Origin of the sequence: Natribaculum luteum, assembly GCF_023008545.1 — an archaeon.
GTDB classification, from domain to species: Archaea; Halobacteriota; Halobacteria; order Halobacteriales; family Natrialbaceae; genus Natribaculum; species Natribaculum luteum.
In genome coordinates, this window is record NZ_CP095397.1 from 3,011,951 (window position 1) to 3,028,208 (window position 16,258).

At 64.7% G+C, this 16,258-nt stretch carries 13 protein-coding genes and 1 tRNA gene; 5 read left to right on the top strand and 9 right to left on the bottom strand.

Features of this window, described 5'->3' with window-relative positions; translation table 11 throughout:
* Positions 1 to 325: 325 nt before the first annotated feature.
* The 5 genes from MU558_RS15640 to MU558_RS15660 form a co-directional block, all read right to left on the bottom strand.
* A complete protein-coding gene (locus tag MU558_RS15640; protein WP_246968481.1) occupies positions 326 to 1,111 on the bottom strand; it encodes a helix-turn-helix transcriptional regulator in 786 nt (261 codons plus the stop codon).
* 245 nt (positions 1,112 to 1,356) lie between these two features.
* Positions 1,357 to 2,232, bottom strand: a complete 876-nt coding sequence (locus MU558_RS15645; RefSeq protein WP_246968484.1) for a universal stress protein — start codon at positions 2,230 to 2,232, stop codon at positions 1,357 to 1,359.
* Positions 2,233 to 2,318: 86 nt separating this feature from the next.
* A complete protein-coding gene (locus tag MU558_RS15650; RefSeq protein ID WP_246968487.1) occupies positions 2,319 to 2,888 on the bottom strand; it encodes a VIT1/CCC1 transporter family protein in 570 nt (189 codons plus the stop codon).
* A 9-nt stretch (positions 2,889 to 2,897) separates the two neighbouring features.
* Positions 2,898 to 3,191 (bottom strand): DUF211 domain-containing protein, encoded by a 294-nt coding sequence (locus MU558_RS15655; protein WP_246968489.1) that lies wholly within the window; start codon positions 3,189 to 3,191, stop codon positions 2,898 to 2,900.
* A gap of 45 nt (positions 3,192 to 3,236) precedes the next feature.
* Entirely contained in the window at positions 3,237 to 5,816 is a 2,580-nt protein-coding gene (locus tag MU558_RS15660; RefSeq protein ID WP_246968494.1) for a calcium-translocating P-type ATPase, PMCA-type, read from the bottom strand.
* 149 nt (positions 5,817 to 5,965) lie between these two features.
* On the opposite strand from MU558_RS15660, the gene MU558_RS15665 reads away from it, so the two are divergent.
* Positions 5,966 to 6,646, top strand: a complete 681-nt coding sequence (locus tag MU558_RS15665) for a TMEM165/GDT1 family protein (protein ID WP_246968497.1) — start codon at positions 5,966 to 5,968, stop codon at positions 6,644 to 6,646.
* Positions 6,647 to 6,764: 118 nt separating this feature from the next.
* Positions 6,765 to 7,562: a ZIP family metal transporter gene (locus MU558_RS15670; protein ID WP_246968499.1), complete on the top strand. Its 798-nt coding sequence runs from the start codon at positions 6,765 to 6,767 to the stop codon at positions 7,560 to 7,562.
* 27 nt (positions 7,563 to 7,589) lie between these two features.
* Here the strand turns inward: MU558_RS15670 and MU558_RS15675 are convergent, their stop codons facing one another.
* A complete protein-coding gene (locus tag MU558_RS15675) occupies positions 7,590 to 8,786 on the bottom strand; it encodes a sodium:calcium antiporter (RefSeq protein WP_246968502.1) in 1,197 nt (398 codons plus the stop codon).
* Positions 8,787 to 9,224: 438 nt separating this feature from the next.
* Positions 9,225 to 9,299 (bottom strand) — tRNA-Glu (locus MU558_RS15680).
* A 150-nt stretch (positions 9,300 to 9,449) separates the two neighbouring features.
* On the opposite strand from MU558_RS15680, the gene MU558_RS15685 reads away from it, so the two are divergent.
* The 3 genes from MU558_RS15685 to MU558_RS15695 all read left to right on the top strand — a co-directional run bounded on the left by MU558_RS15685 (position 9,450) and on the right by MU558_RS15695 (position 12,580).
* A complete protein-coding gene (locus MU558_RS15685) occupies positions 9,450 to 10,181 on the top strand; it encodes a fumarylacetoacetate hydrolase family protein (protein ID WP_246968505.1) in 732 nt (243 codons plus the stop codon).
* A gap of 51 nt (positions 10,182 to 10,232) precedes the next feature.
* Positions 10,233 to 10,934 (top strand): MBL fold metallo-hydrolase, encoded by a 702-nt coding sequence (locus MU558_RS15690; RefSeq protein ID WP_246968508.1) that lies wholly within the window; start codon positions 10,233 to 10,235, stop codon positions 10,932 to 10,934.
* Positions 10,935 to 11,221: 287 nt separating this feature from the next.
* Entirely contained in the window at positions 11,222 to 12,580 is a 1,359-nt protein-coding gene (locus tag MU558_RS15695; protein ID WP_246975013.1) for an Nramp family divalent metal transporter, read from the top strand.
* 36 nt (positions 12,581 to 12,616) lie between these two features.
* Here MU558_RS15695 and MU558_RS15700 read toward each other — a convergent pair whose 3' ends face one another.
* Positions 12,617 to 13,708 carry a DNA topoisomerase IV subunit A gene (locus tag MU558_RS15700; protein ID WP_246968511.1) on the bottom strand — a complete coding sequence of 364 codons (1,092 nt, stop codon included), beginning with the start codon at positions 13,706 to 13,708 and terminating at the stop codon, positions 12,617 to 12,619.
* A complete protein-coding gene (locus MU558_RS15705; protein WP_246968513.1) occupies positions 13,705 to 16,155 on the bottom strand; it encodes a DNA topoisomerase VI subunit B in 2,451 nt (816 codons plus the stop codon). The genes MU558_RS15700 and MU558_RS15705 overlap by 4 nt, the downstream gene beginning before the upstream one ends.
* Between the last annotated feature and the right edge of the window lie 103 nt (positions 16,156 to 16,258).

Here is a 16,258-nt window from a genome sequence, read left to right on the forward strand (position 1 = left end):
AGTGCGTCGACACGAGAGAACGCGCGCCTGAGACTACTGGACAACAGTCAGTAATACTACTGGACAACAGTCAGTACACTCCTGATCGCGACTCGACGGCTGTCGCCACCGGCGACAGCGTCTCACGTGCGATCAGTGTGTGACCCTTTTGCCGGCAGTACGAAAAAGCGGTCCCGTTCACGTCCGGCTGACGTTATCTGTGCACCCCCGTTCCGTGACGCGGGACCGAGCCACCCCCCACCACCTACCGCAGGCAGTATCACGTACGAGCGCCATATCAGTGTATTCCACACACGATGTGCACGCCGTGCACGGATCGCCAGCGTTACGCGAGGGGCTCTGCGTCTCTCCTGTACGCCTCGTACCGCTCCGTCGCCCACTCCCTGACGTCGTCGTCCGTCGACTCGAGCAACGCCTGCGGAATGCCGGCCTCGTCGTGGACGCCGATCTGGACGGCGTCGTCGAGGATGCCCAGGTAGTACGGAACCTCGCCGTCGTACTGGTAGATCGTGACGTTCTCCAGGTCGGCCAGCGACTCGAAGTGCTCGCGAAGAGTCGGGGTCGACTGCACCGTCTCGACGACCTCGTCAGCGAGGACGATCTCCGCGGTGGCTCCCGATTCGGCGGCCGACCGCGCCGTCTCGAGTGCGTCTGCCGACGTCGCGGGAAGGACCGCTCTCGTGCGTGCGGTCGTCGTCAGCGTCTTCAGATGACTCTCGACCGGCGCGTACGGGTTCGCGGCCGTCGCCTCGACGACCGTCGCGTCGACCAGCGCCTGCGGATCGACGTCCAGGGGAACGTCTGCCTCAGTAAGTTGGCTCAACACGGCTTTCGCTCGCTCGATAAACGCCACCGTCTCGGTCATCTCGCCGATGCCCGTCGCGACGAGTTCTCCCGCGATCGTGATCTCGTATCCGTCGGCGACCGAGTGAACCAGCCCGCGTTCCTCGAGTGCGTCGAGGTTTCGCTGTACAGTCGTCCGAACGACGCCGATCTCTCGCCGTAACTCCGCACTGGTCAGGGACCCGCATTCGGTCAGTGCCTCGAGAATTCGTACCCGACAGGTAGAGCGGACGAGAAACTCGATCTCAGCTAGCGACTCCCTCCCCATACGTTCGACCGATATATTTACACATCGATACTTTAGCTCTATCGGCCGTTCTGGCACCGAGAAGCCAACCATTCGTCGGTATTACAACAGCATGGTACTCCGTGGCCGATTCGTATCTCGAGAGAAACGACCGCTCGACGAGGTGTGGCTGTCGCCAGGTGCAGCGGAGACCCACTCGATCTCCGATCGCTGGCTCGCGACGAACTCGAGTGCTTCCGTTCGTGGCCGGTCGACCCTGCGGTCCGTTACTGGTCTGACTCGAGATTTCGATCGCCGGATCGAACGGTCACCACCGGGACCGGACTGGTGCGGACCACCTTCTCGGTGACGCTTCCCAGGAGGTAGCGCTCGATACCGCCACGGCCGTGCGTGCCCATCACGACGAGGTCGACGTCGTGGTCGTCGACGTACGTGCCGATCTCCCGCCAGGGTGAGCCGCGTTCGACTGCCGTCACGACGTCGACCCCCTCGCCCTCTTCCCGGGCGCGCTCTGCGGCGTCGTCGACGACGGTCCGGGTCGCCTCGATGGCTTCGGCGGGAGACGTGAGCACGTCGAACCCGATCCCGGTCGTGTCGACGACGGAGACGACGTGCAACGTCGCATCGTTTCGGTCGGCGACCTCGACGGCGACCTCGAGCGCGCTCGCGGCGACGTCGCTCCCGTCGGTCGGCAGGAGGACGGTCTCGTACGACGGTAACGCCCCCGGTTCACGGACCGTCAGGACCGGCACGTCGGCGGATCGAATCACCTGCTCTGTGACGCTCCCGAGTCGGTGCTGTCCAGGGTCGCCGCTGTGGGCACCCATCACGACGAGGTCGATCTCGTACGCGGTCGCGTACTCACAGATCGCCTCCGCCGGGTGGCCCTGGACGACGTCGTCTCGTACGGAGACGCCTCGCTCTCTCGCTCGCTCGACCGCCGCCGTGACGATCTCTTCGCCTTCGCTCTCGAGGACGTCGCGGACGCTCCCCTCGATTCGAACGAGACTCGGTTCGTTCGTGTCCGCGACGTACAGCACGTGGCATTCCGCGTCGTGGCGCGACGCGACCTCGAGTGCGTGGTCGACGGCGAGGTCGGCCGTCTCGCTCCCGTCGGTCGGGACCAGGATTCGGTCGTACATACTGCCACTAGCGTTCGCGTCTACCTTAACCGTGGTTCGATCACCGTCGTTCGTTTTCGATGGCGAACCGATCGGGTATCGAACTGTCAACCCGGGAGAAACAGGTTGAGAAACGCCACGACGAGTCCCGCAAGTCCCATGCGGACGCCAGCGACGATCCAGTTCTGTTTCGAGATCGACCCGAGGTACGCGCCGAAGCTGAACAACACGAGTACGCCGATCGCGATGCCGACGAGCGTCGCCTCGAGCAGCGACAGGTAGATCTCGTGGAGCAAGAACGGGAGCAGCGGGAGGATGATGCCGATCAGCGGACCGATGCCGCTGGCGACCGCGTTGACTTTCCGCGCGCCGACCTGGTCTCGCTGGACTTTCGTGTCCTCGAGGTCGGTCAGCATGGCACGTTCGATCCGCACGATCTCGGCTTGTTTTTCGGCCCGTTCGATCTCCCAGACGCTCCAGACGCCCGACGTTCCCAGCCCGACGGCCGCCCCGAGGCCGATCTTGAACACCGTGAGGCCGTCTGGGACGCCCGACAGGTACGCGCCGACGATGACGCCGATGCTCGTCAGCGTGCCGTCGAAGCCGTTAGAGATGAAGTACCGCCGCGAGATCGACCTGACGTCCTCCTTGCGGAGCAGTTCGCGAATGTCGGCCATCGTCGCAGCTCAGCGGTCCTGGGGCGTTTCGCTCTGTTCGATCACGCGCTCGCCGCAGACGACCTCGTCGATCGAGTGGACCGTCCCGCCGAGTTCCTCGACCGTCTCCTCGACGACCTCGGCGTCGATCGCGTCGCCCTCGAGCGTGAGTTTGAGATTCTGCACTTCGCGATCCGTCTCCACCAGCACCGCGTTGACGCCGTCGACGCCGTCACACGCCGCGACGGTCTCTGCGAACTCGACGATGCCCGGTTCGTGCGGTTTCAGGAGATCGAGAACGAGCCGCTGTATCGGTACGGTCACGACGTCCTCCGATTCGACCCGGGTGCTCTTATTGATACTGGACGCTCATCGATTGGCCGGCGCGTTCGGCACCATGCGTCTGACGAGAGTCGCGACGCCGAGATAGGCGGGGAGACAGACGACGAGGACGCCGACGAGGAGCGCCCAGTCTTCGAGTCCGAGCGGAACCGTTCCAAAGTACCGATTCAGCGGCGTGTACAGTACCGACAGCTGAAGGAGGATCGACGTGACGACGGCGACCGAGAGCCACGGGTTCGACAGCATCGGCGTGTCGCGCAGCCAGCGGATGACGTACAGCCCCAGGAGCTCGAGGAAGACGAAGCCCGTGAACACCATCGTCATCGTGTACGGCGTGGTCTCGGGGGCTCCTTCGAGAGTGTAGATCATGAGCGCGAGCAGTACGACAGTGGTCACGGTCCCCATCCCGCCGATCAGCCCGAGCATCGGCTTGCCGACGATTCCCTGATCGGGCTCGCGTGGCGGTCGGTCCATCACGTCTTCACTTGCGGGATCGGCCCCGAGGGCGAGCGCCGGCAGGCCGTCGGTCATCAGGTTGATCCACAGTAGCTGGACGGCGGGGAGGATGAGGTAGCCGTACAGCGAGGCGATGAAGACCAGCGCGACCTCGGCGACGTTCGCGCTGAGGAGGTAGGCGACGAACTTCCAGATGTTGTCGAAGATCGCCCGGCCGCGCTCGACGGCGCGCTCGATCGTCGCGTAGTTGTCGTCCATCAGGACGATGTCGGAGGCCTGTTTGGCGACGTCGGTCCCGCGAATCCCCATCGCGACGCCGATGTCGGCGTTTTTCAGCGCCGGCGCGTCGTTGACGCCGTCACCTGTCATCGCGACGTCGTGGCCGTTCGCCTGCAGTGCTCGCAGGATCCGAACCTTGTGGCTGGGCGAGGTCCGGGCGAAGACGTCGACCTCCTCGACGCGCTCGCGAAGCGTCTCGTCGTCCATCGCCTCGAGGTCGCGACCCTCGAGTACCGACGTCCCGATGCCCAGCGATTCTGCGATCGCTCTCGCCGTCCGAACGTTGTCGCCGGTCACCATGTTCACGGCGATGCCGGCGCGTTTCGTCGCCGCGACCGCGTCGGCGACCTCCTCGCGGGGCGGATCGATCATGCCCACGATCCCCACGAACACGAGTCCGTCCTCGAGGTCCTCGCCGTCGTCGGGGTCCTCGAGGTACGCCATCGCCAGCACGCGGAGGGCGTCGTCGGCGAACGCCTGGACCCGCGACTCGATCCGGTCGCGGGCGTCGTCGGTCATCGCCGTCGGGCCGTCGGCGGTGAGCACCCGATCGCAGTTCGAGACGACGACTTCGGGTGCACCTTTGACGTAGCCCACGTCGTCGTGGACGGTCCCCATCCACTTTCGTTCGGAGGAGAACGGGACCTCGTCGGTCCGCGGGTGCTCCTCGCGGAGCGTCGCGACGTCGAGTCCTCGCTTTTCGGCCACCTCGACGAGCGCCCGCTCGGTCGGGCCGCCCTCGTCGGCCGTCGAGTCGTTACACAGCGCCGCGATCCGCAAGAGCAGTTCCTCGCGATCGGTGGCTTCGCCCTCTCGATCCTGGACGTCGACGACGGTGTCGTTCAGCCAGAGCCTGCTGACCGTCATCTGGCCTTTCGTGAGCGTCCCCGTCTTGTCCGTACAGACGACGTCCACGGAGCCAAGCGCCTCGACCGACGGGAGACGCCGGACGAGCGCGTCCGCCTCGGTCATCTTCCGGACCCCCAGCGCGAGGGTGAGCGTCACCACTGCCGGCAGTCCCTCTGGGACCGCGGCGACGGCGAGTGACACTGCGGTAAGCGCGGCCTGGATCGCCCCGACCCCTCGAACGAGCAACAGCGGGACGACGAGCGCAGCCAGCACGAGCACGCCGATTCCGAGGTTGCGGCCGAGCACGTCCAGCTCCTCCTGCAGCGGTGTCCGCGTCTCTGCCGTCGACGCCAGTTCCTCCGCGATCGCGCCGACTTCCGTCTCCATGCCGGTCGCCGTGAGTACGGCGACGCCCTTGCCGCGGGCGACGTTCGTCCCCTTGTACACCATGCTCTCGCGTTCGGCGAGCGGCGTCTCGTGATCGACCGGCGACGACGACTTCGAGACCGGCACGCTCTCCCCCGTGAGTGCGGCCTCGTCGACCACGAGATCGGTCGCCTCGAGTAGCCTGCCGTCGGCGGGAACGACGTCGCCGCCGCGCAACAGGACGACGTCGCCAGGGGCGAGTTCCGTGGCGTCGACCTCGGTCGCCTCGCCGTCTCGGCGGACCGTCGCCGTCGGCGCGGCGAGTTCCCGAAGCGACTCGAGACTTCGTTCGGCCCGGTAGTCCTGAATGAAGCCGAAGATTCCGTTCGCCACGACGATGATGCTGATCAGGACAGCGTCGACGGTGTTTCCCGCCCAGACCGAGAGGACGACGGCACCCAGGAGCACCCAGATGAGCGCGCTGTCGAACTGGGCGACGAAGATGTCGAGCGACGTCCGCTTTTCGCCCCGAACGACGTCGTTTTCGCCGTACTCCTCGAGTCGTCGACTGGCTTCTTCGGGAGACAGCCCGTCCCATCGCGTCTCGAGGTCGTCCAGAACCTCGGTCGCGTCTCGAGCGTGTGCTGGATCGGACACTGTCTACGTCTTCTATTCCGGTCCCCATGGGTGTATCCCTCTGTCACGTCGTCGCCGCTCGAGTTGCGTCCGAGCGACGCTTGGCCGGGGTCGGAGTCGGCCCGATACCACTCGAAACGCTCATTCGTCTGCTGTCTCTACGTTCCCCAATGGCGACGTGGGTCGACGTCCTCGTGACGGCCTTCGTGTTGCAACTTCTCGCGCTCCCCGGCGAGAAAGGCCAGCTCGTGATCGCCGGGCTCGCAACGAAGTACAACCCGTACGCGGTCGTCGCCGGCGCAGCGACGGCGTTCGGTGGGTGGACGCTCCTCGAGATCTACCTGGGCCAGGCGCTTCAGGGAGCACTCCCGGAACTGTACCTCGACGTGATCACCGCGGGACTGTTCGTGGCGTTTGCGATCTGGATTCTGTACTCGCGGATCGACGACCTGACTGCCGACGCGTCGACGTCCGAACCCGCCACCAACGGCGATTCGGACTCCGTCGCGAACGGCGGCCAGCGCACACTCGAGCACGCGTCGGATGCTATCTCGTCGTCGACGACCGGCTACCTCTCGTCGTTCTCGGCGATGGCGTTTGCCGAATTCGGCGACAAGACCCAGCTCGTCACGATCAGCCTCGCCGTCCAGTACGGGGCACACCCCGCGATCTGGGTCGGCGAGATGCTCGCGATCGTTCCCGTGAGCCTGGCGACGGCGCTCGTGTTCGACCGGGTCGCACACTACTTCAACCTCGTGTGGGTTCACCGCGCGGCGGCAGCGATGTTTCTGCTGTTCGCAGCCGATATCGTGGCGGAGTACGCCTTCGGCGTCTCCGTTCTCCCGCTGTAGCGTCCTCGGCCGATCCAGCACGGGACGACTGCAAGACTCGGTACTCGCCGTCTGAACCGATTTTGGGCGACCTAATCCCTGTTTGATATATACGCACGATTCGTAGGTTGAACCAGAGATGGGATTCGTCGAGAACCTCGTATTGGTGTTCGTCGCCGGATTCGTCACCGCTCTCGCGACCGGACTCGGTGCGATTCCGTTTTTCTTCTTCGACTCCATCAGCGACCGCGGCAACGTGGTTCTCTGGGGACTGTCCTCCGGCATCATGGTCTCTGCGTCCGTGTTCGGACTCATCGAGGAGGGCCTCGCCGAGGGCGGCCCCGCGGAGATTCTCGCGGGGATGGCCGTCGGCGTCGTGCTCGTCGTCGTCGCCCACAACGTCATCACGAACGCCGAAGTCGACCCTCGCGAGTACGGAGAAGCCGACTTCAAGAAACTCCTGTTGATCCTCGGCGTCCTGACCGTCCACAGCTTCCCGGAGGGGGTGGCGGTCGGCGTCTCGTTTGCCGACCTCAACCTCGGCACCGGTCCGCAGTTTCTCGGGTTTACGATTCCTGTACTCGCGATCTTCATGACGGTCGCGATCTCGATCCACAACGTCCCCGAGGGAACCGCGATCTCGATCCCGCTGCGAGCGATGGGCGTCTCCGAGTGGAAGATGGTCTGGTGGGCGGTCTTCTCGAGTCTCCCCCAGCCCGTCGGGGCCGTCATCGCGTTCGCGTTCGTCCGCCTCGCCCGGGACTTCCTGCCCTTGGGCTTTGGCTTCGCCGCCGGAGCGATGATCTACCTCGTGCTCACCGAGTTCATCCCCGAGGCGCTCGAGCACGGCGAAGGGCTGCCAAACGGCGGCAAACTCGAATTACTGGGTGGCGTCGCCATCGGCGTCTCGATCATGCTCCCGCTGGCATTCATCTGAGTTCGACCCGGCGTGGAGAGCCCGGGGTTAGCCGCTGATCGGAACTCCACCGAACACGACGATCGCGACCAGCCAGTAGGCGACGTAGAGCCCACCGAGGAGGACGCCGTGCCACCGCTTCAGGTGCCCCTCGTAGAGGAAGTACGCGGCGAGGGCCGTCACGGCGATCACTACCGGGAGGTGAAACGTCAGCACGGAACTCGAGATCTCGAGGTCGCTCAACAGCATGATGACGCCGACGTTTCCGGTCACAGAGAAGAGGACGCTTCCGATGACGTTCCCGACGCCGATCTCGGGGACGCCCCGGCGAACCGGTTCGATCGTCAGCATGACGTCTTCGAAGGTGAGGATCACCGTCAGGACGGTCGCACCGAAGACGGTCTCTTCGATGCCGAACCCGTCGACGACGACCTCCGATCCGGCCTCCAGAAGCATCGCTCCGAGGACGATCCCGGCGAGCGCGAGTACGGAGAGGCCGATCCAGATCCACCCGGACGCGGAGCGCCCACCGACGAGGCGATCTTCGGGGATCTCCGAGATCGACTGGGGCATGGCGACGCCGCCGTCTGGTTGCACTTCCCTCCCGAGTTCGGTATTTCGAAACACGGGCGTCTCGCGCTGGTACTCGCGAACGATGAGGTAGCCGAACATCAGGACGAACGAACCGAGCAGCAAGACGCCGTGGACGAACGTCAGCGTCCCCACGAGGACGAACGGAACCAACAACAGCGGTGCCAGCGCGAAGAGAACGACGTAATCGGTCGGAAGATCGACGGGAAACGGCCTGACGATCGCAGCGAGTGCGAGTGTGACGCCGATGATCGCCAGTCCAGTGCCGAGCGCCGTCCCGAGCGCAGCGCTCTCGAGTCCGCCCGCAGACAGGACGAGCGCGAGGATCGTGTCGTCGAACTCGAACCCCGTGAAGATGATCGCGAGCGCGAACAGCGACAGCTGCAACCCGAACGCCGCACGGGTGAGATAGCTGATCAGTTTCTCGACGCAGACCGTAAGCAAGACCGCACCACCAGCGAGGACGAGTATCGCTCCCACCAGCCCTTGCGCTTCGACGAACCCCTCGATCATCCCCTCGAGTCCCCCTTCGCTCTCCGCTTCTTCGTCCTCGCCTGCTTCTTCGTCTTCCTGTGCGAGTGCCGGTGTGACCGGCACCGCCACGAGAAGCGACGCGATCAACAGGAGAGCGATAATAGCTCGCTTGTGTGACATACACTATCGCGGTAATGCGGGACGTCGGCTTATAGCCTCGTTCTCCTGTAGGAGAGTCCATTGGACAACGATACATACGCCGCCCTCGAGACGGTGTCGAGCGAGCGTCGAGAACGACTGGGCCACGCTCGAGTTCGGTCGTAGCTGCCTGGTTCTCGAGTGTGCTGTTATGCTTCGTTCCCTCGGAAAACTCGGTCGCGGTAGTGCTCCGTCTTGGATTTGAACCACGCGAAACGCTCGCTATCGCTCGTGTTTCTCTACTTCAAATCCAGGGTCGCATCCCAGAGCGTGCGCTTCCCTCTCCGTCACTTCGTTTCTCAGAAGAATGCTCCGTCTGGGATTTGAACCACGCCCAGACGTGCTCGCTACGCTGCGCGCGACTGGTCTGATTCAAATCCAGGGTCGCATTTTCGGCTCACGGATTTGTTCGCCGAAAAGTGCTCCGTCTGGGATTTGAACCCAGGTCATCGGCTCGAAAGGCCGAAATGATTGGCCGGACTACACCAACGGAGCGGTCACGCCTCGAGGGCGATTACAGTCTTTCGTTGCCGGGGGCTAGTAAAAAGCGTTCCGTTCCGTGGCCGGGGTGGCACGCGGTCACGCACGACCCGAGACATCGCCGCCTTCTCAACGCTTTTGCACCCGGAGCGCGACCGACTGCGCATGAGATACGTTCGATTCCGCGATCCAGCAGGTGCAACTCGCCGTGGCGAACTCGAGAACGGCCGCGTCCACTTCGCAAACGACTCCTACGACCTCGAGGAGGTCGACGTCCTCCCACCGTGTGAGCCGTCGAAGATCGTCTGCATCGGCCGCAACTACGCCGACCACGCGGCGGAGATGGACTCCGACGTCCCCGACCGGCCGCTGTTGTTCCTCAAGCCGCCGAACACGCTGGCCGGCCACGGTGACACCGTCACCGTCCCGGAAGGGAAAGAGCGGATCGACCACGAGGCCGAACTCGGCGTCGTGATCGGCGAGCAGTGTCGCCACGTTCCCGAATCGGAGGCGATGGACGTCGTCGCGGGGATGACCTGCGTGAACGACGTCTCGAACCGCGACGATCAGCGCCAAGAGAAAAACTGGGTGCGCGGGAAAGCCTTCGACGGCGCGGCACCGATCGGGCCCGTCCTCGCGACGCCGGACGAGGTCCCCGAAGACGCCTTCGTCCGCTCGAGGGTCAACGGCGAGCTGAAACAGGACGGTTCCCGCGAGCAACTCATCTTCTCGATCCCCGAGCTGATCGCGGAGATCACGACCTACCTCACGCTCGAGCCCGGCGACGTCATCGCGACCGGCACGCCCGAGGGCGTCGGCCCGCTCGAGGACGGCGACGAGGTCGAGATCGAAGTCGAGGGCGTGGGAACGCTCGAGCACACGGTTCGGATCCCGTAAGACGCCGAACGCGAGACAACGCTTTTCGCTCTCTCCGGCCAACGTCGGGGCATGACCGTCAGATTCGACGCGGTGACCGTCGACTGGCTCGGCTACGCGACCGTCAGACTCGAGGGCCAGACGGGTGCCGTCGTCTACATGGACCCCGGCCGCTACGGCGTACTCGAGGGGTACGACGCCGGCGACGGCGACCTGATTCTCGTCACGCACGACCACCACTACGATCCCGACGGCATCAGGCGGGTCGCCCGCGACGACGCGCTCGTGGTCGTCTACGAGGCCGTCGACGCCGATCGAATCGACCGCGACGTCGAACCGCCGGAGGAGCTTCCGTACACTGTCGAGCGCGTCCGTGCCGACGAGAGCTTCGCCGTCGGCCCGCTGGACCTGTTTACCACGCCGGCGTACAACCACCCCGACGGACCGCACACGACCGCCGACGGCGAGCCGATCCACCCGCGCGGGTTCGGCTGTGGCTACGGCGTGACGATCGACGGCGTCACCGCCTTCTGGCCCGGCGACACCGACGTCCTCGAGTTCCACGAGGAACTGGCCGTCGACGTGCTGTTGTCGCCGATCGGCGGCAGTTTCACGATGGATCGCGAGGAGGCCGCCGACCTCGCGGCGCGGATGGACCCCGGACTCGTCGTCCCGATCCACTACGACACGTTCGAGGCGCTCGAGACCGACGAGGAGGCGTTCGTCGTCGACGTCGCGAGACGCGGGGTTCCGGTCGCACTCGAGAACCCCTGATAACGATGGCTGTGAGTCTGTACCGCTGCAACCGCGAACCATCGTGCGGTTGCGTCGGCAACCAGTCACAGCCACCATTATGAGACCGGCGGGTTGCCCGCAGGACCAGCAGGACCCGCAGGACCGGGGTGTCTTCGGCCCGCCGCCGTCCGAGTAGTGTAATTATAAGTCCCCCGTTGCGCATCTTTGCACACTCACGATGGGATCGACTGTCACGACACGTCCGCCACGATCGGCGGAGACGTCGTCTGATGGGGGTACAGCGAGACGAACGACCGGTGGTGTCGATGGCTAGCGAGCGAGCGGAGGACGTCGGTCGGGAGGCGAGCCTCGAGTATCCCGAAACCGACTGGCGTGGCTTCTTCGAGAGTCACTTCGGGCCGTCGATGCTCTGGGCGCTGATCAGCATCGGCGGGAGCCACATCGTCCTGGCACCGACGCTCGGAGGGACCTTCGGCCTCGCGGCGATCTGGATGTTCGGACTCATCTACCTCGCGAAGTACGGGGCCTGGGAGCTCGGTATCCGGTACAACTACGGCGTCGGATCGAACCCGATCGAGGGGTACCGCGACCTTCCGGGGCCGAAAAACTGGGCGCTATGGCTGACGATTCTCGTGTTCACGGTCATGTACACGTTCATCACGGCGAGTGTGGGGATGAGCACCGCGGCGTTCGTCGCCGCACTCACGCCCGAGTGGTTCACCGCCGCCTGGGCGTACGTCACGTTCGTCGGTGGTGCCGGCGTGCTCGTCCTGGTCTCTCGATACAGCCTGCTCGAGAAGGCGCTGATCGGCTTTACGGTCGCCCTGGGCGTACTCGTCTTGCTCGGCGTGGTCGTCGGGCCGCCGTCACAGGAGGTCGTTCTCGAGACCACGTTCGCGATGCCAGACCTGACGGGGCCGGTGTTCGTCGGCCTGTTTGCCGCCGCCGCGGGCTTCGCGCCGACCGGCTTCAGCACGAGCATCCTGATCGGCAGCTGGAGCATGGCCAAGGGCGAAGGCGCGAGTGAACTCCACGAGAAGGGGCTCGACCCCGACGATCCGAAGTACCACGACTACATCCGGGCGTGGATCAAGACCGGCCGACGCGACTTCAACATCGGCTACGTGTTCAGCTTCCTGCTGATCGTCGCGATGGTGATCCTGGCGTCGAACGTCCTCTATCCGAACCCGCCGACGGACGCCAACCTCGCTTTCGCTATCGGGAACATCCTGAGCGAGTCGTTCGGCGACTGGTCGTACTACGCCATGCTGGTCGGCGCGTTCGCGGCGCTTTACTCGACGGTCATCACGCTCCTCGACGGGTCGGCACGTGCGACGGGCGACATCCTCCCGATGGCACTCGAGGACGAGAGCATCGACAGCGAACGCGTCCGCAAACTCGTCGTCGTCGGCGTCGTCGTCGTCAGCAGTGCGACGGTCGTCGCGCTCGGCGAGGTGCCCGTGACGCTGTTGCTCTACGTCGCCGCGATCCTCGCGGTCACGGAGATCTTCTTCTATCCGGCCAACTGGTACGTCGTCGAGAAGAACTTGCCCGAGCCGTTCCGCCCCTCCCGGGCCTGGCACGTCTACTACGTCGTCAGTCTGGTGCTCGTGTTGATCTTCGGCGCGATGGGTGCGGCGGTTCGCCTCGGGTTCATCGGCTGACCGCGCCTGCGCCTGCGGGCTCGTTTTCCGTCGCGATCAGAGCACGTCCATCGCGTCGAGGCGTTCGGGCAGGTAGGTGTCCGTCACGAAGTCGAGGCCGCGAGACGCCAGTGCCTGCTGTTCTGCCTTCTTGTCGATGTCTAGCTGGAGTTCGATCTGTTCTTCCCAGTAGTCGGTCTGAAAGCGCGGGTCCTCGAGTTCGCTCTCCAAGGCGTTCCTGTCGGAGTCGCTGAGTGGGTCGGTCGGCAGGTCGTACTCGACGATGTCCGCCGGCTGGATGCCGACGAACTGTGCTTCCGGCGTCGCGAGGTACTCCGAGAGGTGTGCGGACTTGATCGAGCCGTAGGCGACGGAGCCGTAGATGCGGTACGACCACGGGTCGCCGTCGGTAAAGACCGTCACTGGCAGGTCGAGTTCGTCGTGGAGTCGCTTCGTGATCCGTCGGGTCGCCCGCGCGGGCTGCCCTTTGAGGTGGACGATCAGCGCGTTGTACTCCTCGTCGAAGCCGTTCTCGACGAGTCGATCGCGCATCCCGCCGGTCTCCACTGCGAGGATGAAGTCGGCGTCGTTGTCGAGAAAGTCGATCGTGTCGGGGTTGTTCGGGATCTGGTAGCCCCCCTCGCCGACGTCTTTCTGACAGTGGATCTCGCGCTCGCCACGACGGGTCTGTTCGCGCAGGTGCAGCGGCCCCATGATCGTCGCGCCGGACTCCTCGGGGCGCATGTGAAAGTCCTCGCGGGTCACGCCGGAGACGATCTCCAGGTCCTCGATCAGTCCGTTGGACTCGTCCTGGTCCGAAAACTGGGCGTTCTCGTTGTCCCAGCTCTCCGAGAGGTAGTAGAGTTCACGCAGCGTCGACGAGCGCTCCTCCTCGAGCTGGTCCGCCAGGAACTCGATCGTGTAGACGGCCTTGAGAAGCTTCCGCGCGCCGCGGACCGAGTTCGCAGACCGGGTCGAGGTGCGGTCGCCGTAGACCCACACGCCTTTCTCCTCGTCGTACTCGATGTTGCTCTTCGTCCGCGTCGGCACGGACATGTGCGGGATCTCTCCCAGTTCGAACTGGTCGTAAAACTGCGCCGCGAGGTCGATCAGTTGCTCTCTGGCCTGCTGGTCGTTGTCTGCGCTCATTGATCAGTTACGGTGAGTTTCTCGGTTTCGACCCCTTTCACGTCGAGGTCGAACGATGCGTCGTCGGCCACCTCGTACTCGAGGACGGCCTCGTCGCCGCTTCCGACGTCTGTCTCCCACTTGACGAACCACTCGCCGTCCATCTCGACGACGGTCGCACCGTCGCTCAGGTGCGTCGGTTCGGCGGTAACGATGTCGGTGAGCTCGAGCGACTCGTTCGTACTCGAGTGATTCTCGACGACGATCTCGACGGCCTGGCCGTCGCCGTTTGCCTCGACGCTGCGTTCGACGAGGACGTTGTTCATGATGCGGGCCAGCGCGTCGTCGATGTTCGGCTCGTCGTTGCCGGTGACCTCCGCGACCTTCCGGGCCATCTCGGGGAGGATCTCGCCGAGGACGTTCTGTTTGCGCCGGCGTTTCTGCATCGAACGGCGCTTGTTGAGGTAGCTCTTGAGTTCGCGGGCGGCTTCCCGGATCGCGAGTTCGATCTCGTCTTCGATCTCGGGGACGTTCGCGACCGCGTCTTTCGACTCGCTTGTGAACGGGACGTTCGTCGAGGCGACGTGGACCATGATCACGGCCGGACCGTTGGGCAGGCCGGAGCCGCCGGGCTGGTCGAGTCCGTAGTTGCGCCAGCCGATCGACTTCACGACGTCGGTCGTCGCACACGCTCCGCGCTGGTAGACCAGCGGCACGCGGTTCGCAAATCGGAGGACGTCGACGCTGCCCTCTGCCTCGAGGTCGCCGCCGTAGGCGATCCCCGCTTCGACGATGAACGGGTCGCCGCCGTGGACTTCGGCGTCGCGAGTCGCGGCGGCGTAGAAGTCCGCCTCGAACTCCTTTTTGAGGCCCGCCTCGATGAGGTCTGCCGAGATGGGCGAGAGACACCGCGTTGGCGGTGCCATGATGTCGGTCGCGCGCATCGCGTCGACGAGGTCGCTCGCGGCGTCCCGGTCGTCGGCGAGTTCGCGCACGAGCGGCGGATCGTCGGGAACGGTGACCATGACGTCCCAGACGGCGTCGGTGACGTTCTCGCGGGCGGTGTCACCGAATGCGACGTCGTCGTACTCCTCGGTGAGGTCGGCGGCGCGGTCGACGTATTCCCGGAGTCGACCGCAGGTGAGTCGGTGCCGCGAGTCGTCCGCGTCCTCGAACTTGCCCGCCAGTCGCGTCGCGAACGCGTGGACGACCTCGTCGTCCTTGCGAGTGCTCGTCGCCTCGTCTGTGAGTTCGTAGAGGTCGGCGACGGTTCGCGGCTCTTCGTCCGCGTGGGGTTCGTCTCCCTCCTCGACCTCGAGGCCGGCGATCGTCCGCCAGGCCGCCTCGGCGGCGTTCTCCTGGACGGTGTCGCCGAACGTCGTTCCGTACTCCTCGGTGACTGACTCCGCGCTCGAGGCGACGACCTCGAGGAGTTCGTGGTGTGCGATCCGGTCGGCGTCAGCGACCGCCTCGGCGATCGTCTCGGCGAAGGCGGTCGTCGCCTCGGCTCCCTTGTTCGCCGTCGCCGCCTCGACGGCGGTGGCGACGTTGGCGTCTTCACTACCCGTCGGCGTCGTCCAGCTCATCTCGCGACCGTAGTAGCGATCGCGGAAGGCGTCGATGACCGAGTCGGCGGTCTTCTTGCCGACGCGCGTGAACTCCTCCTGGAGGAAGCCGGAGATCGAGTGTGAGTCCGTAGCAGAGAGCATCTTCATCACGGTCCCGAGTTCGACTCCGTGGGGGTGGGGTCTGATCTCCTCTGTCTCCTCGGGGAGCTGGTCGGTCGCCCGCTCGAACTTGAAGTGCGCCTTGGGTTCCCGGAGCTCGAGTCTGGCGTGGGGGTTGACGACCGCCGTGTGCTTGACGTAATCGTGAAGCTGGCTCCGGGCGCGCATGTTCGCCTCCATCTCGAGTTCGATGCGCGTGCCGTGGGGGCGGTCCCAGCTTGTCGTCTCGTCGACGCTGATCTCGGGTTCGTTCTCGTCGGTGTCGACGATGAGTTCGAAGTACTGTGCCTCGTCTGCTTCCTGCGTTCGACTCGTGATCTTCGCCGGCTTGCCGCTTGTCAGCTGGGAGTAGAGCACGGCGGCGGAGATCCCGATCCCCTGCTGGCCACGTGACTGCTCTCTCACATGAAACCTGGACCCATATAGTAATTTGCCGAATACTTTCGGAAGCGATTCCTTCGTCAGCCCCGGCCCATTGTCTTCTACGATTAGCTGATAATAGTCTCCTTCCTCTTTAATTTCGATATATATATCGGGGAGGATACCGGCTTCTTCGGCGGCGTCCAAAGCGTTGTCGACGGCCTCCTTGACGGCCGTGACGAGACCTCGAGCGCCGCTGTCGAAGCCGAGCATGTGCTTGTTCTTCTCGAAGAACTCGGCGATGGAGATCGCACGCTGGTTCTCTGCCAGCTCCTCGGCGATCCCCGGCTCGTCGCCGAGTGTCGACTGGAACGACGTCATCGTCCCTGTGTATCAGCGGCGGGGGTAAAAGGTGTGCGCTACCGGAGTGAAAGTGGTTGCCACCACTAGCGGCGGTTGTCGTCCGACGAATCCCACACAGCGT